We start from the raw sequence: 20636 nt of genomic DNA, 5'->3' as shown, positions 1-20636 counted from the left end.
GATTCACTCCTTACGCCGCGATGGCATTCATGATTGCCGGAACGGACAGTTTATCCAGTGGGATCTCTGCCACCTGTTTGCGATCGCGCATGATGATGACGCGATCGGCATAGCCCACCAGCTCCTCCAGCTCGGATGAGATAACCAGCAGGGCCAGCCCGTCCGCACAGAGCGTTTCAATAAGCCGGATAATTTCGGCGTGCGCGCCCACGTCGATACCGCGCGTCGGCTCGTCAAGGATCAGGAACTGCGGTTTGGTCAGTAGCCAGCGGGAGAGCAGCACCTTCTGCTGGTTACCGCCGGAGAGAAATTCAATCGGCTGTTCCGCGCTCGGGGTGCGGATGCCGAGCTGGCGGATAAAGCGCTCGGCGATGGCGTTTTGCTCTTTACGGGGGATCGGGCGTAGCCAGCCGCGCTGGGCCTGCAGGGCCAGGATGATATTTTCCCGCACCGAGGCGGCGGCAATGATGCCGTCCGTTTTTCGGTCTTCCGGGCAGAAGCCAACGCCCAGACAGGAGGCCTGATGCGGCGATCGCAGGGTTTGCGGTTTGCCCTTGATCAGCGCGGTGCCGCTGTCGGCAGGCTTGATCCCGAAGATCACCTCGGCGGTTTCGGTTCGGCCCGAGCCCAGCAGGCCCGCCAGCCCGACAATTTCGCCGGGACGCACCTCAAGGTTAAACGGCGATATCACGCCTTTCTTGCCGTAATCGCTGAACGCGGCAACCGGTTTTTCGCTCAGCAACGTGCGGCCCGCGCGCTGGAGCGCGTTGGTTTCCAGCTCGCGGCCCAGCATCATTTTCACCAGCTCGATCTGCGGCAGCTCGCGGGTTTCGCGGCAGCCGACAAAGCTGCCGTTGCGCAGCACCGTAATGCGGTCGCTCACCTCATACACCTGATCGAGGAAGTGCGTGACGAAGATCAGGCTCACGCCCTGATCGCGCAGCTGGCGCATCAGGGTGAAGAGCATCTCCACTTCCTGGGTATCGAGGCTGGCGGTGGGTTCATCGAGGATCAGCACCTTCGCAGAGAGATCGATCGCGCGACAGATGGCGACGATCTGCTGCATCGCCACGGAAAAGCGGTTCAGCGGCTCGCGGACGTCGAGGGAGAAGCCGTAGGACTCCATCAGCTTCGTGGCGCGCGCCTCCATCTCTTTTCGGCGCAGCAGGCCAAAGCGGCGTGGCTCGCGGCCAATAAACAGGTTGTCCGCCACAGACATATTCGGCAGCAGGTTCACTTCCTGGTAAACCGTCCCGATCCCCAGCTGTTGGGCGTGGGCGGTATTTTTTGGCGAAATGGCGTTGCCTTCCAGCCAGATGGTGCCGCGATCGGCGTGATAAACGCCGGTCAGCGATTTAATCAGCGTCGATTTTCCCGCGCCGTTCTCGCCCAGCAGCGCCATGATCTCACCGCGCCGCAGGCTGAAATCAACGCTATCCAGCGCCTTTACGCCGGGGAAGAATTTACTCAAGCCCTCTGTGCGGAGGATTTCCTGGTGTTGTTCAGTTTTCATATTCACGTCCCCGGCACGTTCCCGTAGGCCGGGTAAGCGCAGCGCCACCCGGCAATTTCACTGGATCAGTAGCCCATATTTTTCTTCTTCTCTAACTCTTCTTTCGCTGTATCAGGCAGGTAGAGCGTGGACTTGGTGACGGTCACCTTCTCAGGCATCGTTCCGTCTTTCTTGAATTTCTCCAGCGCGTCGAATGCCGGGCCCGCCATGTTCGGCGTCAGCTCGACGCTGGCATTGGCTTCACCGTCGATCATCGCTTTGTAGATGTCCGGCACGCCGTCGATAGAGCCGGTGAGGATATCTTTGCCCGGCTTCAGGCCCGCTTCTTTAATCGCCTGAATCGCCCCGATCGCCATGTCATCGTTGTGGGCGTAAACCATGCAGATATTCTTGCCGTTGTTTTCAGCCTTGATAAAGCTCTCCATGACCTCTTTACCCTTACTGCGGGTAAAGTCGCCGGACTGGGAGCGGATAATCTTGATGTTTGGCGCTTTGGCAATGGCCTCAGCAAACCCTTTCTTACGGTCGATGGCCACGCTCGCGCCGACGGTGCCCTGCAGTTCAACGACGTTACACGGCTTGCCGTCGACCTGTTTAATCAGCCAGTCGCCAATTAACTGCCCTTCAAGCACGTTATTCGCGGTGACGGTGGTCATATAGAGAGATTTGTCTTTAACATCGATGGAACGGTCGAGCAGGAAGACCGGAATTTCAGCGTCTTTCGCTTCCTTCAGAACCGGTTCCCAGCCGGTCGCCACCACTGGTGCAATAAAGATGGCATCCACGCCCTGGGCGATAAACGAGCGCACGGCTTTGATCTGGTTTTCCTGCTTTTGCTGACCATCGGCGATTTTCAGGGTGATGCCGCGTTTCTGAGCCTCGCTTTTCGCAACGTTGGTTTCCGCCGCACGCCAGCCGGATTCAGAGCCAACTTGCGAAAAACCTACGGTTAAGGGAGCGGCCATCGCCATAGACGACATGGCTGCCGAAACTGCTGTGACAAGAAGTAAGCGCTTCCACATATGAGCGTCCTCGTAGGGGTGTTTATTGTTGGTTAAAAGATGTTCTGCGAAATGACTATAGCCAATGAAATATGTAACGAATTGCGTTACATCACACTTCAGGAAAGTGAATAAAATGTTAATCACAAGTTTGTAATCGCTTTCATTTCACCATTAAAAATGCGGCTGAGTTTATGGATTTTCCTGTCATGGAAACGGTCTGAAAAGTGGGGCTTGCGGGGAGAGAAAGCGAAAAGAGGCGGAGACATTCAGCGTGAGTTGGCTATAATACCTGCCACTTGTTTACCATCCATTTTAAAGGACACCGACATGAGCTTACTCAACGTCCCAGCGGGTAAAGAACTGCCAGAAGACATCTACGTTGTTATTGAAATCCCGGCCAACGCAGATCCAATCAAATACGAAATCGACAAAGACACCGGTGCGCTGTTCGTTGACCGTTTCATGTCTACCGCCATGTTCTATCCGTGCAACTACGGCTACATCAACCACACCCTGTCTCTGGACGGTGACCCGGTTGACGTGCTGGTTCCAACGCCATACCCACTGCAGCCAGGCTCCGTCATTCGCTGCCGTCCTGTTGGCGTGCTGAAGATGACTGACGAAGCGGGTGAAGATGCGAAGCTGGTTGCGGTACCGCACACCAAGCTGAGCAAAGAGTACGATCACATTAAAGATGTGAATGACCTGCCAGAGCTGCTGAAAGCGCAGATCGCCCACTTCTTCGAGCACTACAAAGACCTCGAAAAAGGCAAGTGGGTTAAGGTTGACGGCTGGGACAACGCAGAAGCGGCGAAAGCAGAAATCATCGCCTCTTTCGAACGCGCTGCTAAGAAGTAATTCTTACTGTCGATTGATGAAAGCCCCGCATACTGGGGCTTTTTTTATCTTTGTTAAAAGCAGCATACATTAGCTTTTAAGATAAATCCCATTCCCTTTGGCTTTCATGTTAATACAACAAAGACACCCTCTCATTTATGGTGGGAGTGGTTGAAGAGGCTGTCAATTAATCACATACTGTCATAATGAGCATTAATCCCCATTCATTACAGGATTCATATGTCATCCATTAACATTGATGTTGCCCGCCCCACTGGAATTTACTTTATTATTGAAAGGCTATATTCCCGCGATGGACTTATGCCTTCCGTTGGGTAAATCAGCCCCTCTTTGACACAGGTACACCGCACTGTCATTCAGCTAAAACGCAAGCAAGATATGTTTATGGATGGTGTTAAGGTTACCCCAAAAGATATTACACTTTGGCAACAGATAAAATATCTTACGGGCTCGAAAGTAACGACCAAAGATACAGATACGTTAGTGTATACGACTGATTTTATCGGCTCTCTTGTTGCCACTACACCTTTAGGCAATATTGAGCATGAAAATATTCCTCGCTTCCTCACGACAGAGTCTATTCACTCCCTTCCTCAGGCGGTGAGCTATGGGCGTGATCCCATCCCACAGGTCCTTCTTTATGGTCGTAAGGATATTGTCTTCTTTATGGACAATGGTGGTAAAGGAACGCCAACCGCTATTGCAAAATATAATCACAATAATCGTGACCTTGCCATAATCAAAGATCAGCTGGAGGCCAGTAAAACGATGAAGGAACTGCTTTCTAAGGGAGCAAAATTATGAGTAAGAAAATCCATATCGTAAGTCTACTCGTCATTATTATTGCCTCCTTTATCTTTGGCAGAAGTACGTATATTCAATATCTGGCATGGTACTATGGAAGCGATAATTTAATATTCAGCGAAATAAACAATTCCTTACTATCCAGTTTATTTAACGGGCTTTACTTCGCTCTTTCAGCAAGTATTATTTATACGTTACTCACTCTGTTAAAAAGAATTCCAGCGAATATTGTCACTTCTTGTCTGCTTCAGTTCTGTATTAACATCGGGCTATATACGCTTTTTGTTGCAGTAGATAGAGGATATAGTAAATTACATACTTTAAGCTCGGGTGCTACTGATATCACCCACAGCTATTTTTTAGGAGCGTTGCTGACGAGCACGCTTCTGACCGTCGCGATCGTGAGCGTTATACATGCTAAGTTTCTTTCTTCAAAGCATAAAGATGGGCTACATAAAGGCGTTTGACTGTTACGGCAAAGACAGCAAATGGCAGTATCTCTGCATCCTGACATTCCAACTTGCCTGGTTTTTGTTTTACTTATGGATCCCTTATCGAAGCGATTATGCGATTTTGCTGTTTTTACTATTTTTCCTGCCCGTCATATCAAGCAATACGCGGTGCATAAACTACTATGGCCGTTCACGCGCCTTGTGTTTTTTATGGCTTATTGCCCCATACATCATGCTGTTCGTTCCTCTTTTTTTAACCCGACGCAGGGATACAGAAGAGAATTGAAAGTGAAAAAAACAACGCCACCTCACGGTGGCGTTGTCGTTTTTCAGTACTGGTCTCTGTCTAACCAGTTACCGCTTACAATCCGCGTTAACCCGTCGACCGGACGCTGGTAGACATACATCCACGCGCTTCCGTACGGTGTCTGGATCAACTGGCGAGCGTATTCACCGCCCCTGGTGCGCAAGGCATCAAGTTCGGCAAGTGTAGCATTATCAATACGATAAACTTCACCCTGTACTGTTCCTTCGCCGGGAACCGCGCCTGGATAGTGGCCCAGGCTGTACAACTGGTAGTTCTCGATATTGTAATTCCCCAGTAGCTGGGCATTGGTCATCCAGTGACTGTTGCCTTGCCTGGTTCGTAAACTGCCGTAGACAAATATTCGCATTGCTAAAACTCAAACTGATAGAGCAGATCAAGTGCCTGGTCTACGCCGGACACTGCTTCCAGATATAGCTTAGGCATCAGGCGATAGCGTAACGTGAGTGTTGCCAGTGAGTCAAAGATCCCCACACCATATTTTACCTGCAGACCCGGCAGTACATAGCCGCTGACCACCACCTGCGAGGAGTCACCCACGCCCTGGGTGTCCAGCGCCAGATTGCTTACGCCGAACGTCTCGCCGATTTTACCCACAACCTGCCCACTTTGTGCAACCCCCAGACCGACCAACATTGAGGTCATCGCCGCACTGTCGCTTTGTCCGCTGTCCAGACCTTGTCCGCGCAGCAGATAAGAGAGGGCTTCCTGCTGCGACATCGCCGGGTCGGAGAAGATCTCCGCCTTCGGTTCGTCGGCAGAGCCGGTGACGCGTACGCCAGCAATGACGTCGTTTTCCGTCGCTTCCGGGTTACGAATCGCTTCGATGTTCAACAATGGTTGATCCGGTGGGCCGGAGAACAGCAGCTCGCCTTTACGGACAATCAGATCCTGACCATAGGCATGGAAACGCCCTTCAGGAATATTGATCTGCCCATTGAGGCCAAGCCCTTGTTTATCCTGCGCCACTTTCAGGTCGCCCGTGAGCCTCGCCTTCAGCCCAAACGCATCCAACCGCACGTTATTTCCCACGTGCACGATAAGGTTACTATTAATCGGTATGCCAGCGCTCTTCTCTTCGGCAGGTTTCAGATTTTCATTGAGCATAACTTCATCACTGGAGACGCCGACCGCGCTTTCCGGCACCTCGTGAACCACGATGCGCGCCCACGGCACGTCCACGCGGCCATCCAGGGTGAAGAGGCTTGGCGTCGCCTCAAAGACCACGTCCGGCGAGACGTCCAGGCGCACCATTGGCGGTACGGTGATGCGCACCTTACTGCCTTTCGCGGCAATACGGGCGCGCCAGTTGTCGAGCTGGCTCCAGTCCGCGTCGCCGCTCAGGTTGATTTGCCCCTGCTGAGTTAATACCGAGCCGTTCAGCGTCGAGCTCATGCCGTTGAAGTTCATCGCAATCTGGCTGGGCTGCATATCGAACGGCATAAAGTTACCGTCGATATCCACACCGCTGAGCCGCAGCTGACCGAACAGCTGAGGGCTTTGCGCGTTGCCCGCCAGGCGCAGGTTGGCATTCACCATGCCCTCGGCTTTTTCCCCGCGGGCGAAGATCGGGTTGACCATCGCCAGGTTGAAGTTACGAATATTGACGTTGCCGCCCAGATTGCGCCGCCCCTGCGGATCGGTAATCTGTATCTGCCCGTCCATCTGGCCGTTGTTGGTCAGACGGATAAGCCACCCCAGCTCCGCACGGTTGTTATGCAGGTCTGCACTCACATTCAGGGTGTCGAAGGCCACCGGCAGCGTCGCATCGTTCACCTCCTGCGTTACCTTCACGTTGCGCCCGGAAAGCGTGACGCTGCCCTGTGGAAGCCCCTCTTTGGTGGTGTCCCAGGCGACATTGGCTTTCCCGCTGAAGACGCCGCTGGCCTGCGTGGTGTCCGGCATAAACGGTTTCAGCATCGCCAGATCGAAGCGGTTCAGGTTGATCTGCGCGCGCCCTTCCGCCCCCGCATCAATGGTCTGCGGCACGCACAGCTCCGCGTTCGGGTTGGTCCAGCAGTGAGGCCCGATGCTAATCTTCTGCTCGGCGTTGCGGTAGTCCAGCGCAATGGAGCGCGACAGCGCCAGCGGCCCCACCGGGGTGTTGAAGCGGGTGTTGTCCAGCGTCCCTTTCCAGCGCGTTTCCTTCCGGTCGAAGCTGCCGGTCAGGTGAAGCTGGCCGGAGACGGGCTCGCCCTGCACGCGCAGCTGGAGGTCGTGCTGCTTCTCGTTACCTTTGGCGTCCAGAGTCACCAGGCTGATGTTCACGTCCGGCTGGGAAATACGCTCCACGCGCAGGTTCAGGTTGCCGCCGATCTGATCGGTGGATTTCACATCCCCTTCCACGCGGACGCGGGCAACGCTCAGCTCCTGCCAGCGCAGATTGTTAGCGGTGATATCTGCCAGCAGCTGCGGCGCGTCCACGGTGCCGCGCACTTTCACGAGTCCTTTCGCCGTACCGCCCAGACCCGGCAGGGCGTTATCCAGATTCGGCGCGTCGATGGTGGCGTCAAGATTGAGATCTTTTACCCCCAGCTCGCCTTTGATATCCGCCGTGTTGCGGCCCAGCGCCACGTGCAGTCCCGGGATAATCCACTGCAGGTAGCTGTTGCCCTTCACCGAGCCTTCAACATTCACCTTGTTCTGCTTCACGTTCCCGGTGAGCTTGATTTCCGGCACGTCCATCTGCCACGTGCCGCCGTAGAGGCTGCCGCGGGTTTTGATCAGCCCGTCCAGCTTCGACGGCCAGTCCGGCACCTCTTTGGCGGTGTTAATTCCCGTCAGCTTCAGCTCGCCGCGCCAGCTGATCGCCTGCTGCCAGTCGAGCAGCGCGGTCAGTTCCGTTTTGCCTTCCAGTGCCGCGACGGTCAGCTTGTCGAGGTTAACCTGCTGTTCGTTGCCTTTTGCGTCCAGGGTGATGGTCGCGGGCGGCACGCCCTGCCCCTTCACCGCAGTGCGGAACGAGAGCGTGTAGTCGGTCATCTTGCCGCTCAGCTTCAGCTTCAGATCGTCCGCCTGATACTGTTTTTCGCCGGTAAACGGCCAGTAAAGCTGCTTGCTGACAACCTCCAGATTGAGCGGCAGCCCGGCTTCCGCCAGCTGGGTTTGCGCGCGCAGGGCCATGTCTACCGGGCCGGAGAGATTCACCCCGATATCCAGCTTCTCGCGCAGCGCCCCGCCCACTTTAACCTTCACTTTTTCGCCCTTCAGCGGGTCGATATTCAGGGCGCTATTGAGGGTGATATCCACCGGCCAGCTGTCGCGCAGCAGGGCGTTGCCTGACGCGTTCACCGAACCCTGGTTGGTGTCGATATCCAGCGCGTCGAGCTTCATGTTGCCGTCAATGCTGCTGACTTTCAGCAGCATGTTAAAGACCGTCAGATCGGTGTCGCCGGTCAGGCGCAGCTGCTCGCCTTTGAACTCCTCAATGTTGAGGTTCAGCGGCAGATGCACGTCGGTCATTTCAGGCAGGACAGGCTTCGAGAAGAGTTCTTTCAGCGTTTCGCCCAGCGGCTTCTCTTCCGGCTGCGGGTTCTGGATCTTCGGTTCGACGATCTCTTCCTGCGCCACGTCCGCCACTTTCGGCAGCGCGATCAGCAACCCCTGCAGCGAGGTTGGCGTCAGGGTGAGGTTTTTCTCCTGCCAGCGCAGGCCGGAGGTGAAATCCATCACCGAAACGGTGGTGTCGTCGATTTTGATATTGACGTTATCGAGCGCCACCCGATAGAGCGCAATCGGGTACGGCGTGGAGAGATTAAGCGGGCCGCTGTCCTCTTCCTCAACCGGCGCAGATTTCGGCATTTTCTTTGAGTCAATCGCCACGTTGACGTCTTTTAGCGACAGATCGTTCACGCAGAGCTTGCTATCCCGCAGGCAGCCCAGCTTCACCGCGAGATGGAATTCTCCGGCGTTGACCGCCACGCCCGGCTGCTCGTAGCGGATGTTCTTCAGACGCAGGTCGCGCCAGCCGCCCGTTACCTGACCAATTTCCAGCCCCGGCACCCAACGGTTCGCGGCGTTAAACAGCAGATGCAGCCCGGTCGTCGTTCCCACCAGAAACGCCACCGTACCGAGCAGCAGCACGATAAAAATCAGCACCCCGAGGCTTATTTTCTTCCATAAACTCATAATTCAGGCCCCAGACCGATGTAAAACTGTAATCCGTGTTCATCTTTGTCGCCCACCGGCACGGCGAAGTCGAGCTTGATAGGTCCGACGGGTGACTGCCAGCGTACGCCCACGCCTGCACCGGTTTTGAAATCGCTGCGGCGGATATCGTTCACCGCTTCACCACCGTCAACAAACATGGCGCCCCACCACTTGCCGCTGACGTTGTACTGATACTCCAGCGATCCGGTCGCCAGTTTGGATGCCCCGGTCAGCTGGCCTTTTTCGTTTTCAGGTGAGATCGATTTGTACTTATACCCGCGAATGCTGCGGTCGCCCCCGGCGAAGAAGCGCAGGTCCGGCGGAACGCGCTCGAAATCACCCGTCTCAATCCAGCCGAGATTGCCGCGCATCACAAAGCGGTGTTTGTCATACAGCGTGCGGATCCAGACGTTTTGCGCCTGCACCACCGTGAAGTCGACGTCAGAGCCCCACATCGTATTGGAGTAGTCGATAGAGTAACGCTGTGAATCACCCCAGGTTGGCATCAGGCCGCCGCGCGAGCGGGTGCGGCTGATCATCACGCCCGGATAAAGCAGCATAGTGGTGTTGGTGACGTTTGCCTGGGTAAAGTGATCAAGGCTCCAGCGCAGGTTAATGGCGCGCTGCCAGCCGCTGGAGAGATCCCAGAAGCGTGAAACCGCAAGCGTTGTCGAGTCCTGCTCGGTATCGTTCAAATCGGTACGCTTAAAGCCGCCCTGCACCAGGTAATATTGCTCAAGCGGGTTTTTCAGCAGCGGTATTTTATAGCTGAAATCAAGCTGCTGTTCCGGTGCGGAAATGCTGGCGCTGGTGGTCAGGCTGTGGCCGTAGGAGTTCATCCACGGTTTTTTCCAGGAGGTCTTCACGCGCGGACCGACGTCTGTCGAGTAGCCAACACCGGTCTCAATGGTGTTCTCGGTGCGCGGCGAGACAACGCCATGCAGCGGCAACACCTTGGTTTTGCGAGACTTATCAAATTCCGGTGCGACAACCACGGAGTTAAACCAGCCGGTAGCGGAGAGGCGACGGTTCAGCTCCGCCAGATCGCTCGACTGGTAGTAATCGCCTTTTTTAAACGGCACGAGGTTTTGCAGATACTCTTCACGAATTTGCGAACCTTCAAACGTTACATCGCCAAAGCGGTAGCGCTCACCGCTGTCGTAGTCAATATCCCAGAAGGCCTGACGTCGCTCCAGCGCGATGCCCAGCTGGCTTTTATTGAACTGGCTGTCGAAGTAGCCCTTGCGCAGAGAGACGCTCGTCAGCTCTTTTTTGAAGTGATCGTAGTCACCGTGGTTGAGCACGGTGCCGATTTTCGGCCGCGTGCTGAGCAGGTCCAGGTAGTCGCGGTCGGTACGCGCGCCGCCGCGCAGGATGACGTTCGTGCCGCCAATCAGCACCGGCTCGCCCGGCGAGACGCGGGCAATAAGCACCTGACGCCCCTTCTTTGGCGGCGGGCGGAGATCGAAATCAATGGTGGGTTCGTAATACCCCAGCGCTTTTAGCCCTTCACGGATCGCGTCATCCACGCGCGCGCGAAAACGCCGGTCCGGCGTCACCTCATCGCTCTGGATGGTCGACAGCTGCGCACGCACGTTTTTTTCCAGCGTCCCGGATAACCCCTCAACCTGCAAACGGACATTCGCCGCGCTGGCAACCCCGCTTGTCAGCAATACACTGACTAAACATAACTGGCGGATTTTTGTCACGTTTTCTCCTGAATATCCCTTTTCCACCCTGGAAGCAAATGAAGTGCCGCCGTGCGGCAAAATACGGCCCGGAAGCCAAAAACCCAAATCGTGGGTTGAAAACGGGTGTAACACCCAAATATTTCTTATGATTAAATCTAGTCTCATTCAGCGCATTTATTGTGTTCAATTAAACGCTTCGTGACAACCTTAACCGAAACATCGCACCCCGGGAGGCCCCATCGTGAGTTTATTCGACAAGAAGCATCTGGTTTCACAAGCTGATGCATTACCGGGACGCAACACCCCTATGCCTGTGGCGACCTTACACGCCGTCAATAACCATTCAATGACCAACGTTCCTGATGGAATGGAAATCGCCCTGTTCGCCATGGGCTGCTTCTGGGGCGTTGAGCGCCTCTTCTGGCAGCTGCCCGGCGTTTACAGCACCGCGGCCGGCTACACGGGCGGCTACACGCCAAACCCAACCTACCGCGAAGTCTGCTCCGGCGAAACCGGCCATGCGGAAGCGGTCCGCGTGGTATATGACCCGACGGTCATCAGCTACGAACAGCTCCTGCAGGTCTTTTGGGAAAACCACGACCCGGCGCAGGGCATGCGTCAGGGCAACGACCACGGCACACAGTATCGCTCGGCCATTTATCCGCTCACGCCTGAGCAGGACGCCGCCGCGCGCGCCAGCCTTGAGCGTTTCCAGCAGGCCATGCGTGAAGCAGGCGATACGCGCGAGGTGACCACGGAAATCGCCACCGCGAAGCCGTTCTACTATGCCGAGGACGATCATCAGCAGTATCTGCACAAAAACCCGTACGGCTACTGCGGCATCGGGGGCATCGGCGTCTGCCTGCCGCCACAGCTGGCCTGATTATTAACCGTTAAATCGTCACCCGTACCGGACAGCGCACGCTGTCCGGTCTGTTTTATGCCAAAAATGTGACCTCTGGCAGATTTACATCTCTTTACGCTATACTACCGCTGAAATAATCGGCTCAACGCTACGAGCTGACGTTCTACGTGTTTTCACACAAATGGTATCAACTCCCCTTCTGAGGATCTGGCGAGAAGCCGGATAAACTATGTTAAACAGTATTTTAGTAATACTTTGTCTTATTGCCGTCAGTGCATTTTTCTCGATATCTGAGATCTCGCTGGCCGCGTCCCGTAAAATCAAACTTAAGCTGCTTGCCGACGAGGGCAACATTAATGCCACCCGCATCCTGAAAATGCAGGAAAACCCCGGCATGTTCTTCACCGTGGTGCAGATTGGCCTTAACGCGGTCGCCATTCTCGGCGGTATCGTGGGCGATGCGGCCTTTTCTCCAGCGTTTTATAGCCTCTTTGTCAAATACATGTCCGCTGAGCTTGCCGAACAGCTGAGCTTTATTCTCTCCTTCTCGCTGGTAACCGGCCTGTTTATCCTCTTTGCAGACCTGACCCCGAAACGCATCGGTATGATTGCGCCAGAAGCTGTAGCTTTGCGTATCATCAACCCGATGCGCTTCTGTCTGTACGTGTTTCGTCCGCTGGTGTGGTTCTTCAACGGCCTGGCGAACGTGATTTTCCGCATCTTTAAGCTGCCAATGGTGCGTAAAGACGACATCACCTCTGACGACATTTATGCCGTGGTGGAAGCCGGCGCGCTGGCCGGGGTGCTGCGTAAGCAGGAACACGAGCTGATTGAGAACGTATTTGAACTGGAATCCCGTACCGTGCCCTCTTCCATGACGGGCCGTGAAAACATTATCTGGTTCGATTTACATGAAGATGAGCAGAGCCTGAAGAACAAAGTGGCGCAGCATCCTCACTCCAAGTTCCTGGTCTGTAATGAAGATATCGACCACATCATCGGTTACGTCGACTCCAAAGACCTGCTGAACCGCGTGCTGGCAAACCAGAGCCTGGCGCTCAACAGCGGCGTGCAGATCCGCAATACCCTGATTGTGCCGGACACCCTGACGCTCTCCGAAGCGCTGGAAAGTTTCAAAACTGCCGGGGAAGACTTCGCGGTGATCATGAACGAATACGCGCTGGTGGTGGGTATCATCACGCTGAACGACGTGATGACCACGCTGATGGGAGACCTGGTTGGTCAGGGACTGGAAGAGCAGATTGTTCAGCGTGACGATAATTCATGGCTGATCGACGGCGGTACGCCGATTGAAGACGTCATGCGCGTGCTGGATATCGACGAGTTCCCGCAGTCCGGTAACTACGAAACCATCGGCGGCTTTATGATGTTTATGCTGCGTAAAATCCCGAAACGCACCGACTCTGTGAAGTTCTCCGGCTACAAGTTTGAGGTGGTGGATATTGATAACTACCGCATCGACCAGCTGCTGGTGACGCGTATTGACAACAAGCCGACCGTACTGGTGCCGAAGCTGCCGGACGCGGAAGAGAAGGTGTCGGCGTAACGTTCCTGCCCCCACAAACATCAACGGCTCCCATCGGGAGCCGTCTTTTTAACTACCTACTGCATAGCACGTTGGTTAAGCCATCTCAGTTTGCAGACGCATAACCTGACGGTTGACTTCGGACATCACAGACAGGTGCTGTTTGTCCTTCACTTTTGGGACAAGGATTTTGCCCTTATCAAACTCAAAAGCGCCAACATCCTTGATGTACAACCGTCCACGGAACAGGATCTTCACGTACTTCGCCACCTGAAGCGGGTTGTAGCGTTGGAAAATTTTCATTCTTGTATCTCCTGCGAATCATACGCTCTTGCGGTGCCACAATCAGCCCGACTGTCCTGAGCGCAAATTTTGATGCCCAATGACTATAGACCAGAACTACGGTGTTACCCAGTGTGCATAAGTTTATTTACCGTTTGATTACAATTATTCAGAATAATCTTTGCAAAGCGTGATAGAGAGCAGTATAAGCCGTCGTTTTTTCATGGATATGTGCGTTCACCCGCAAACTGGCACTCGGATTGCGGGAAAACCACATTGATCGCACTTATGATTAAAAGCGTATGACCAAGTGGTCGGATCACCTGCAAACAATAAGGAAACGCCATGACCCTACGTAACATCCTTGCGGCAGCCTGCCTGCTGCTGCCCCTGTGGGCTTCCGCTCACAGCATTGAAAAAGGACAACGTGTACCGCCAGTCGGCATTGCTGACCGGGGAGAATTGATTCTCGACAATGATAAGTTTAGCTATAAAGCCTGGAATAGCGCGCAGCTCGCGGGCAAAGTGAGAGTTGTACAACATATTGCCGGTCGTACATCCGCAAAAGAGAAGAATGCCAGCCTGGTGGAGGCGATCAAGGCCGCAAAATTCCCCCATGACCGCTACCAGACCACCACGATTGTGAACACCGATGATGCCATTCCTGGCTCCGGGATGTTTGTGCGCTCAAGCCTTGAGAGCAATAAAAAGCTCTACCCGTGGTCGCAGTTTATCGTCGACAGCAACGGCGTGACGCGTAAGGCCTGGCAGCTTGAGGAAGAGAGCTCCGCGATTGTCGTGCTGGATAAGGACGGCCGCGTGCAGTGGGTGAAAGACGGGGCGCTGACCCAGGAAGAGGTGCAGCAGGTTGTCGACCTGCTGCACAAGCTGCTGGCTCAATAAAGAGAGACGCGGAAGCCGGGGTTGAGAAATGATTCGCGCGGGGTATAGTCCAGCGGCTTACCCTGCCAGTCATGGACATGCGCCCCGGCGGCCGCGGCAACGGCATGGCCTGCCGCGGTATCCCAGACGTTGGTTGGCCCAAAGCGCGGATACAGCTGCGCCTGACCTTCCGCTACCAGGCAGAATTTCAGCGATGAGCCAATCGAGGTGGTCTGGTGTTCACCCAGCTGTTGCAGGTATTCCTCCAGCTCGCTGTCGCTGTGCGAGCGGCTAATCACCACCAGCGGTGGACGGGCATCGCGCACCTGGATCTGCTTGCGTACGCCGCACTCCTCCTTCCAGGCCTTCCCTTCTGCGGCGCTGTACATCACCTTCATTACCGGCGCGTAGACCACGCCGAGCACCGCTTTACCCTTCTCAATCAGGGCAATATTGACGGTGAACTCACCGTTGCGCTTGATGAACTCTTTTGTCCCGTCCAGTGGATCGACCAGCCAGTAGCGCTGCCAGTGCTGGCGCTCGTCCCAGCTTTGCGGCGCTTCTTCAGACAGAACGGGGATATCCGGCGTTAAGGCCTGCAGACCTTGCAGGATCACCTTATGCGCCGCGATATCGGCCGCCGTGACCGGGGAGTCGTCCGCCTTGCTGACGACCTCCATCGGTTTTACACCGTCATACACCTGCATGATGGCATCTCCCGCATCCCGTGCGAGCTGACAAATCTTATCTAGCATTTTCCACCTCTTTGTTAACGCAGTGAGGTTAACTCTTTGTTTTAGTTATATCGTAATGTGAACAATTCCGCTATCTGTGAAGCAATTCCGGTTTCATGTCGCTTTTTTCTGTCAGGATTCACATTTCTGTAAGCAACAAGCGATAGATACATACTCTTTTGTGGAACGGATCGAAAAAAGGACTCCTCTGATGATTAAGTTTAGTGCAACGCTTCTGGCAACGCTGATTGCAGCGAGCGTGCAGGCGGCGACGGTAGATCTGCGTATTCTGGAAACGACCGATCTGCACAGCAATATGATGGACTTCGATTACTACAAAGATACCCCTACGGAAAAATTCGGACTGGTACGTACAGCAAGTTTGATCAACGCCGCGCGGGGTGAAGTCAAAAATAGCGTGCTGGTGGACAACGGCGATCTCATTCAGGGCAGCCCGCTCGGCGACTACATGGCGGCAAAAGGTCTGAAGAAAGGCGAGATCCATCCCGTTTATAAAGCGATGAACACGCTGGACTATGCCGTCGGCAACCTGGGCAACCACGAATTCAATTACGGCCTGAAATACCTGCACGATGCGCTGGCCGGCGCGAAGTTCCCGTACGTTAACGCCAATATCATCGACGTTAAGACGCAAAAGCCGCTCTTTACCCCATACCTGATTAAAGAGAGTGAAGTTGTCGATCGGGACGGTAAAAAGCAGACGCTGAAAATCGGCTATATCGGCTTCGTACCGCCGCAGATCATGACCTGGGATAAAGCCAACCTCGACGGCAAAGTGACCGTTAATGACATTACCGAAACCGCGCGCAAGTACGTGCCGGAAATGCGCGCGAAAGGCGCAGATCTGGTGGTGGTTGTCGCTCACTCGGGTCTCTCCGCCGATCCGTATCAGGCCATGGCGGAGAACTCCGTTTACTATCTGAGCGAAGTCCCGGGCGTTGACGCGATCCTGTTCGGCCACGCTCACGCCGTTTTCCCGGGCAAAGATTTTGCCAGCATTAAAGGGGCGGATATCGAGAAAGGGACGCTCAACGGCGTGCCGTCGGTGATGCCGGGCATGTGGGGCGACCACCTTGGCGTGGTGGATCTGGTGCTAAATAACGACAGCGGCAGCTGGAAGGTGACGCAGTCAAAAGCCGAAGCACGCCCAATTTACGACGCGGCGGCTAAAAAATCCCTGGCCGCGGAAGATAAAAAACTGGTCGACGTGCTGAAGCACGACCACGACGCCACCCGCGAATTCGTCAGCAAGCCGATCGGCAAATCCGCCGACAACATGTACAGCTATCTGGCGCTGGTGCAGGATGACCCGACCGTTCAGGTGGTCAACATGGCCCAGAAAGCCTATGCCGAACACTTTGTTCAGGGCGATCCGGATCTGGCAAAACTGCCGGTGCTGTCTGCCGCTGCGCCATTCAAAGTGGGCGGACGCAAGAACGACCCGGCAAGCTATGTTGAGGTCGAAAAAGGCCGGCTGACCTTCCGTAACGCCGCCGATCTCTATCTCTACCCGAATACCCTGGTGGTGGTTAAAGCCACGGGGAAAGAGGTGAAGGAGTGGCTGGAATGCTCCGCCGGGCAGTTTAACCAGATCGACCCGAAGAGCAGTAAACCACAGCCGCTGATTAACTGGGACGGCTTCCGCACCTACAACTTCGACGTGATCGACGGCGTAAATTACCAGATTGACGTCACCCAGCCGGCGAAATATGACGGCGAGTGCCAGGCGATTAACCCGCAGGCCGAACGCATCAAAAACCTGACCTTCAACGGCAAGGCGATCGACCCGAATGCCACCTTCCTGGTGGTAACCAATAACTACCGCGCCTACGGCGGTAAGTTTGCCGGTACGGGCGATAGCCACATCGCTTTTGCGTCACCGGACGAAAACCGCTCGGTGCTGGCGGCGTGGATCGGCGCGGAGTCGAAGAAGGCGGGCGAAATTCACCCGGCGGTGGATAACAACTGGCGTCTTGCGCCAATCCACAGCGATGCGAAACTGGATATCCGCTTTGAAACGTCACCGTCCGATAAGGCAGCCGCGTTTATTAAGGATAAGGCGCAGTATCCGATGAAGAAGGTTGCGACGGATGATATCGGGTTCGCGATTTATCAGGTGGATTTGAGCAGGTAGCGGTGATTGTGCCGGGTAAGGCGAAACCGCCACCCGGCTTTTACGCCGCACGCTCATCCCGATTCGCCATCACCTTCGGCGTATTGACTTCAATCCAGTCCGCCAGCGCGGCGACTTTCTCGCTCACCTCGATGCCCATCGGTGTCAGGCTATACTCGACGTGCGGCGGCACGACCGGATACGACACGCGATCGACAAACCCGTCCTGCTCCAGCGCCTGAAGCGACTGGGACAGCATCTTTTCGCTCACCCCGCCCATTTTATGGCGCAGCTCGCTAAAACGGTGCGTTCCTCCGCGCAGAGCCAGCAGGATCAGCACGCCCCAGCGGCTGGTAACGTGTTTAAGCACCTCCCGTGAAGGGCACTGTTCCGCGAAGAGATTGCCATCGCGCATTTGCTCGCTAAGCGTTGGGATCGTCTTTTTCATACTTACCTTTTTGTACGTACTTACTAAAAGTTAGCTATGGTGATAGTGTGCCACAACACCAGACAAACACGAAGGAGATTTATCATGATCGCGATTACCGGCGCTACCGGCCAGCTTGGCCAGCACGTTATTGAAGAACTGCTGAAAACCGTTCCAGCAAACCAGATTGTTGCCATTGTTCGTAACCCGGCGAAAGCTGAAGCGTTAAGCAAACAGGGTATTGTGGTTCGTCAGGCGGATTACACCGATGAGGCCGCCTTTACTGCCGCGCTGAGCGGCGTGGAAAAGCTGCTGCTCATCTCCTCCAGCGAGGTGGGCCAGCGCGCAGCCCAGCACCTGAACGTTATCAACGCCGCCAAAGCGGCAGGCGTGAAATTTATCGCCTACACCAGCCTGCTGCACGCGGATAAATCACCGCTGGGTCTGCACGTTGAACATGTCGCCACTGAAAAAGCGCTGGCGGCGTCCGGCATTCCCTATGCCCTGCTGCGCAACGGCTGGTACACCGAAAACTACCTGGCGAGCGCGCCGCCTGCGCTGGAACACGGCGTATTCATTGGTGCCGCAGGCGAAGGCAAAATTGCCTCTGCCACCCGCGCAGACTATGCCGCGGCGGCAGCCAAAGTGATCGCTGAAGAGGGTCATGCGGGCAAGGTATACGAACTGGCAGGCGACCACGGCTGGACATTGAGCGAGCTGGCGGCGGAACTGAGCAAGCAGAGCGGTAAACCTGTGGCGTATCAAAACCTGAGCGAAGCGGACTTTGCAGCCGCATTGAAGAGCGTGGGTTTACCCGCCGGGCTGGCGGATATGCTGGCGGACTCTGACGTGGGCGCGTCCAAAGGCGGCCTGTTTGACGACAGCCGTACCCTGAGCAAGCTGATTGGCCGCCCGACTACACCGCTGGCGGAGAGCGTCAAAGCCATTCTGTAATTGTTACGGATTGGTTATTTTTTGTAGCATCCCCTCGGGTCATCTCTGATAATGTAGTGATGACCCATGAGGAGGCTCATCGTGCAAGGCGTACCGGAACAGTTTACTGACGAGAGAGACAGCGCGCGCTTTCGCCATCTGGCGCAGCTGCCGGGCCTTGAACTCTATCACGCGCATATCTCTGACTACGCCTTTGAGCCCCACACCCATGAAGCCTTCGGCATCGGCACCATCGAAACCGGCGCCGAACGCTTTCGCTATCGCGGCACCCAGCATCTCGCACCTGAAAAATCCGTTGTTACCATGAACCCGGACGAGATCCATACCGGGGAGTCCGCGACCGAAGACGGCTGGCGCTACCGGATGGTCTACATCGAACCCGACCTTCTGGAAGAGGTAACCGGCCTGCGCCACTGGTGGTTCAGCGACGTAACCCGTTACGACCCGCAGCGCTCTCAGCAGATCGGCAGGCTAATTTACGGCCTGTGGCATACGGACGATCCGCTGGCGCAAAAAGGCTTATTGCTGGATCTGATCGAGACCTTTCAGCCGCTAGCCCATCACGCGCCGGTGCTTCAGGAAGGCGCACACCGTTTCGAGCGCGTGCGCGAATATTTGCACGACAACTATATGCACGCCCTGACGCTGGACGAACTGGCGAACGTTGTCTCGCTCAGCCCGTACCATTTCCAGCGACAGTTCAAAGCCCATTTTCACGTTACGCCGCACCAGATGTTGATGGCCATCCGCCTGTGGCGCGCCAAGGCGTTTCTCACCCACGGTATGCCCGCCGCCGAAGTCGCCGCCGCAACGGGGCTGACCGACCAGTCGCATTTAACCCGCGCCTTCACCCGCCGCTACGGCATTACGCCCGTGCGCTACCAGAAACAGGTCACCCGGCGCTAATGCGCAATCTCATACAATACGCGCGCGTTTCCCCCTTCTAGACTGAGTGCAGAGTAAATCAATGTGGATGGAAAAATGATTAGCGGCGTGTTGTATGCCCTGCTTGCAGGTCTGATGTGGGGGCTGATCTTTGTCGGCCCTCTGATCGTGCCGGAATACCCGGCGATATTGCAGTCTACCGGACGTTATCTGGCGCTCGGGCTGATTGCCCTTCCTCTGGCATGGCTGGGGCGTACGCGCTTGCGACAGCTCAGCCGTCAGGACTGGGGCACCGCGCTGGCGCTGACCATGATGGGCAATCTCATCTATTACGTCTGCCTGGCAAGCGCCATTCAGCGAACCGGAGCGCCGGTGTCGACCATGATTATCGGCACGCTGCCGGTGGTCATCCCCATCTTCGCGAATCTGCTTTATAGCCATCGGGACGGCAAGCTGGCGTGGTCGAAAATGATACCCGCCCTGGCCTGCACCGCCGTGGGGCTGGTGTGCGTCAATATCGCCGAGCTGCGCCACGGCCTGGCAGACTTCAGCTTATGGCGTTACGGTTCGGGGATCGTTTTAGCGTTCATCTCGGTCGCGTGCTGGGCCTGGTACGCCCTGCGCAATGCGCGCTGGCTGCGGGAGAACCCGGATAAACACCCGATGATGTGGGCAACGGCGCAGGCGCTGGTCACGCTCCCCGTCTCGTTAGTGGGGTATGCCGGCGCATGCCTCTGGCTGGGTCATCAGCAGCCGGAATTTGCCCAGCCCTTCGGGCCAAGACCCTGGGTCTTTATTGGCTTAATGGTTGCGATTGCGGTGCTGTGCTCCTGGGTGGGCGCGCTGTGCTGGAACATTGCCAGCCAGAAGCTGCCGACGGTGATCTTAGGGCCGCTGATTGTGTTCGAAACCCTGGCCGGGCTGCTGTACACCTTCCTGATGCGCCAGAGCGTGCCGCCGCTGTTAACGGCCTGCGGGATCGCGCTGCTGGTGGTGGGAGTGGTGATGGCGGTAAGAGCGAAGCCGGAAAAACCGAGGGTCGTTCCGGCTTCGGAGATGTGAGTAATGCCCAGCGGCGCTACGCTTGCAGGGCCTACAAAACAGTAGGTCTGGTAAGGCGTAGCCGCCACC

18 protein-coding genes are annotated in these 20636 nt (G+C 55.7%); 10 read left to right on the top strand and 8 right to left on the bottom strand.

All coding sequences use genetic code 11. The features are described from left to right. Window positions 1–10 precede the first annotated feature (10 nt). Window positions 11–1513: a galactofuranose ABC transporter, ATP-binding protein YtfR gene (gene ytfR, locus ACMWL8_RS22855; RefSeq protein WP_041911465.1), complete on the bottom strand. Its 1503-nt coding sequence runs from the start codon at window positions 1511–1513 to the stop codon at window positions 11–13. 65 nt (window positions 1514–1578) lie between these two features. After that, on the bottom strand, window positions 1579–2535 hold the full coding sequence (gene ytfQ / locus ACMWL8_RS22850) for a galactofuranose ABC transporter substrate-binding protein YtfQ (protein WP_021240696.1): 957 nt from the start codon (window positions 2533–2535) through the stop codon (window positions 1579–1581). 309 nt (window positions 2536–2844) lie between these two features. Here ytfQ and ppa point away from each other — a divergent pair, with 309 nt between their 5' ends. The 3 genes from ppa (at window position 2845) to ACMWL8_RS22835 (ending at window position 4646) form a co-directional block, all read left to right on the top strand. Further along, on the top strand, window positions 2845–3375 hold the full coding sequence (gene ppa / locus ACMWL8_RS22845; protein WP_041911466.1) for an inorganic diphosphatase: 531 nt from the start codon (window positions 2845–2847) through the stop codon (window positions 3373–3375). Window positions 3376–3759: 384 nt separating this feature from the next. Next, entirely contained in the window at window positions 3760–4179 is a 420-nt protein-coding gene (locus tag ACMWL8_RS22840) for a hypothetical protein (RefSeq protein WP_235428235.1), read from the top strand. Beyond that, window positions 4176–4646, top strand: a complete 471-nt coding sequence (locus ACMWL8_RS22835) for a hypothetical protein (RefSeq protein WP_045259620.1) — start codon at window positions 4176–4178, stop codon at window positions 4644–4646. The genes ACMWL8_RS22840 and ACMWL8_RS22835 overlap by 4 nt, the downstream gene beginning before the upstream one ends. 314 nt (window positions 4647–4960) lie before the next feature. Here ACMWL8_RS22835 and ACMWL8_RS22830 read toward each other — a convergent pair whose 3' ends face one another. The 3 genes from ACMWL8_RS22830 to tamA are packed head-to-tail and all read right to left on the bottom strand — an operon-like array spanning window position 4961 to window position 10814. Further along, on the bottom strand, window positions 4961–5305 hold the full coding sequence (locus ACMWL8_RS22830) for a gamma-glutamylcyclotransferase (RefSeq protein ID WP_008501424.1): 345 nt from the start codon (window positions 5303–5305) through the stop codon (window positions 4961–4963). Between the two features lie 2 nt (window positions 5306–5307). After that, on the bottom strand, window positions 5308–9084 hold the full coding sequence (tamB, locus tag ACMWL8_RS22825) for an autotransporter assembly complex protein TamB (RefSeq protein WP_045259621.1): 3777 nt from the start codon (window positions 9082–9084) through the stop codon (window positions 5308–5310). Then, window positions 9081–10814, bottom strand: coding sequence for an autotransporter assembly complex protein TamA (gene tamA, locus ACMWL8_RS22820; RefSeq protein ID WP_045259622.1), 1734 nt, complete (start codon window positions 10812–10814; stop codon window positions 9081–9083). Before tamA ends, tamB begins: the two co-directional genes overlap by 4 nt. A 223-nt stretch (window positions 10815–11037) precedes the next feature. On the opposite strand from tamA, the gene msrA reads away from it, so the two are divergent. Both msrA and ACMWL8_RS22810 read left to right on the top strand, forming a co-directional pair. Beyond that, on the top strand, window positions 11038–11679 hold the full coding sequence (gene msrA / locus ACMWL8_RS22815) for a peptide-methionine (S)-S-oxide reductase MsrA (RefSeq protein WP_028015284.1): 642 nt from the start codon (window positions 11038–11040) through the stop codon (window positions 11677–11679). Between the two features lie 211 nt (window positions 11680–11890). Further along, a complete protein-coding gene (locus ACMWL8_RS22810) occupies window positions 11891–13228 on the top strand; it encodes a hemolysin family protein (RefSeq protein ID WP_028015283.1) in 1338 nt (445 codons plus the stop codon). 75 nt (window positions 13229–13303) lie between these two features. On the opposite strand, the gene ACMWL8_RS22805 is transcribed toward ACMWL8_RS22810, so the two are convergent. Next, complete coding sequence (locus tag ACMWL8_RS22805) at window positions 13304–13510, bottom strand: DUF1107 domain-containing protein (RefSeq protein WP_008501430.1); 207 nt, start codon at window positions 13508–13510, stop codon at window positions 13304–13306. A 324-nt stretch (window positions 13511–13834) separates the two neighbouring features. Here ACMWL8_RS22805 and ACMWL8_RS22800 point away from each other — a divergent pair, with 324 nt between their 5' ends. Then, window positions 13835–14392, top strand: coding sequence for a YtfJ family protein (locus tag ACMWL8_RS22800; protein ID WP_045259623.1), 558 nt, complete (start codon window positions 13835–13837; stop codon window positions 14390–14392). Here the strand turns inward: ACMWL8_RS22800 and cysQ are convergent. Then, window positions 14386–15126, bottom strand: coding sequence for a 3'(2'),5'-bisphosphate nucleotidase CysQ (cysQ, locus tag ACMWL8_RS22795; RefSeq protein ID WP_028015281.1), 741 nt, complete (start codon window positions 15124–15126; stop codon window positions 14386–14388). The genes ACMWL8_RS22800 and cysQ overlap by 7 nt on opposite strands. A 190-nt stretch (window positions 15127–15316) precedes the next feature. Here cysQ and ACMWL8_RS22790 point away from each other — a divergent pair, with 190 nt between their 5' ends. Further along, window positions 15317–17260, top strand: coding sequence for a bifunctional 2',3'-cyclic-nucleotide 2'-phosphodiesterase/3'-nucleotidase (locus ACMWL8_RS22790; protein ID WP_045259624.1), 1944 nt, complete (start codon window positions 15317–15319; stop codon window positions 17258–17260). A gap of 40 nt (window positions 17261–17300) precedes the next feature. Here the strand turns inward: ACMWL8_RS22790 and ACMWL8_RS22785 are convergent, their stop codons facing one another. After that, entirely contained in the window at window positions 17301–17687 is a 387-nt protein-coding gene (locus ACMWL8_RS22785) for a winged helix-turn-helix transcriptional regulator (RefSeq protein WP_028015279.1), read from the bottom strand. An 84-nt stretch (window positions 17688–17771) separates the two neighbouring features. Here ACMWL8_RS22785 and ACMWL8_RS22780 point away from each other — a divergent pair, with 84 nt between their 5' ends. The 3 genes from ACMWL8_RS22780 (at window position 17772) to ACMWL8_RS22770 (ending at window position 20567) form a co-directional block, all read left to right on the top strand. Further along, window positions 17772–18620, top strand: coding sequence for an SDR family oxidoreductase (locus ACMWL8_RS22780; RefSeq protein WP_045259625.1), 849 nt, complete (start codon window positions 17772–17774; stop codon window positions 18618–18620). Between the two features lie 81 nt (window positions 18621–18701). Beyond that, the gene (locus ACMWL8_RS22775; protein ID WP_045259626.1) at window positions 18702–19526 is read left to right on the top strand and encodes an AraC family transcriptional regulator; all 825 of its coding nucleotides are present in this window, start codon (window positions 18702–18704) and stop codon (window positions 19524–19526) included. 75 nt (window positions 19527–19601) lie between these two features. Beyond that, window positions 19602–20567 carry a DMT family transporter gene (locus ACMWL8_RS22770; protein ID WP_041911471.1) on the top strand — a complete coding sequence of 322 codons (966 nt, stop codon included), beginning with the start codon at window positions 19602–19604 and terminating at the stop codon, window positions 20565–20567. The last annotated feature ends 69 nt before the right edge of the window (window positions 20568–20636 follow it).

It is taken from the genome of Enterobacter sp. 04-C-12-SI-ECC, assembly GCF_047530715.1.
Taxonomy (GTDB): Bacteria; Pseudomonadota; Gammaproteobacteria; order Enterobacterales; family Enterobacteriaceae; genus Enterobacter; species Enterobacter bugandensis.
This window is presented reverse-complemented; position numbering and strand designations above follow the sequence as displayed.

Coding starts and splice junctions, on each gene's coding strand:
- ACMWL8_RS22770 (WP_041911471.1), top strand. CDS start 19,602: ATGATTAGCGGCGTGTTGTATGCCCTGCTTGCAGGTCTGATGTGGGGG.
- ytfR (WP_041911465.1), bottom strand. CDS start 1,513: ATGAAAACTGAACAACACCAGGAAATCCTCCGCACAGAGGGCTTGAGT.
- ACMWL8_RS22835 (WP_045259620.1), top strand. CDS start 4,176: ATGAGTAAGAAAATCCATATCGTAAGTCTACTCGTCATTATTATTGCC.
- ytfQ (WP_021240696.1), bottom strand. CDS start 2,535: ATGTGGAAGCGCTTACTTCTTGTCACAGCAGTTTCGGCAGCCATGTCG.
- ppa (WP_041911466.1), top strand. CDS start 2,845: ATGAGCTTACTCAACGTCCCAGCGGGTAAAGAACTGCCAGAAGACATC.
- ACMWL8_RS22805 (WP_008501430.1), bottom strand. CDS start 13,510: ATGAAAATTTTCCAACGCTACAACCCGCTTCAGGTGGCGAAGTACGTG.
- ACMWL8_RS22830 (WP_008501424.1), bottom strand. CDS start 5,305: ATGCGAATATTTGTCTACGGCAGTTTACGAACCAGGCAAGGCAACAGT.
- ACMWL8_RS22800 (WP_045259623.1), top strand. CDS start 13,835: ATGACCCTACGTAACATCCTTGCGGCAGCCTGCCTGCTGCTGCCCCTG.
- tamB (WP_045259621.1), bottom strand. CDS start 9,084: ATGAGTTTATGGAAGAAAATAAGCCTCGGGGTGCTGATTTTTATCGTG.
- ACMWL8_RS22810 (WP_028015283.1), top strand. CDS start 11,891: ATGTTAAACAGTATTTTAGTAATACTTTGTCTTATTGCCGTCAGTGCA.
- ACMWL8_RS22780 (WP_045259625.1), top strand. CDS start 17,772: ATGATCGCGATTACCGGCGCTACCGGCCAGCTTGGCCAGCACGTTATT.
- cysQ (WP_028015281.1), bottom strand. CDS start 15,126: ATGCTAGATAAGATTTGTCAGCTCGCACGGGATGCGGGAGATGCCATC.
- ACMWL8_RS22840 (WP_235428235.1), top strand. CDS start 3,760: ATGGATGGTGTTAAGGTTACCCCAAAAGATATTACACTTTGGCAACAG.
- ACMWL8_RS22790 (WP_045259624.1), top strand. CDS start 15,317: ATGATTAAGTTTAGTGCAACGCTTCTGGCAACGCTGATTGCAGCGAGC.
- ACMWL8_RS22785 (WP_028015279.1), bottom strand. CDS start 17,687: ATGAAAAAGACGATCCCAACGCTTAGCGAGCAAATGCGCGATGGCAAT.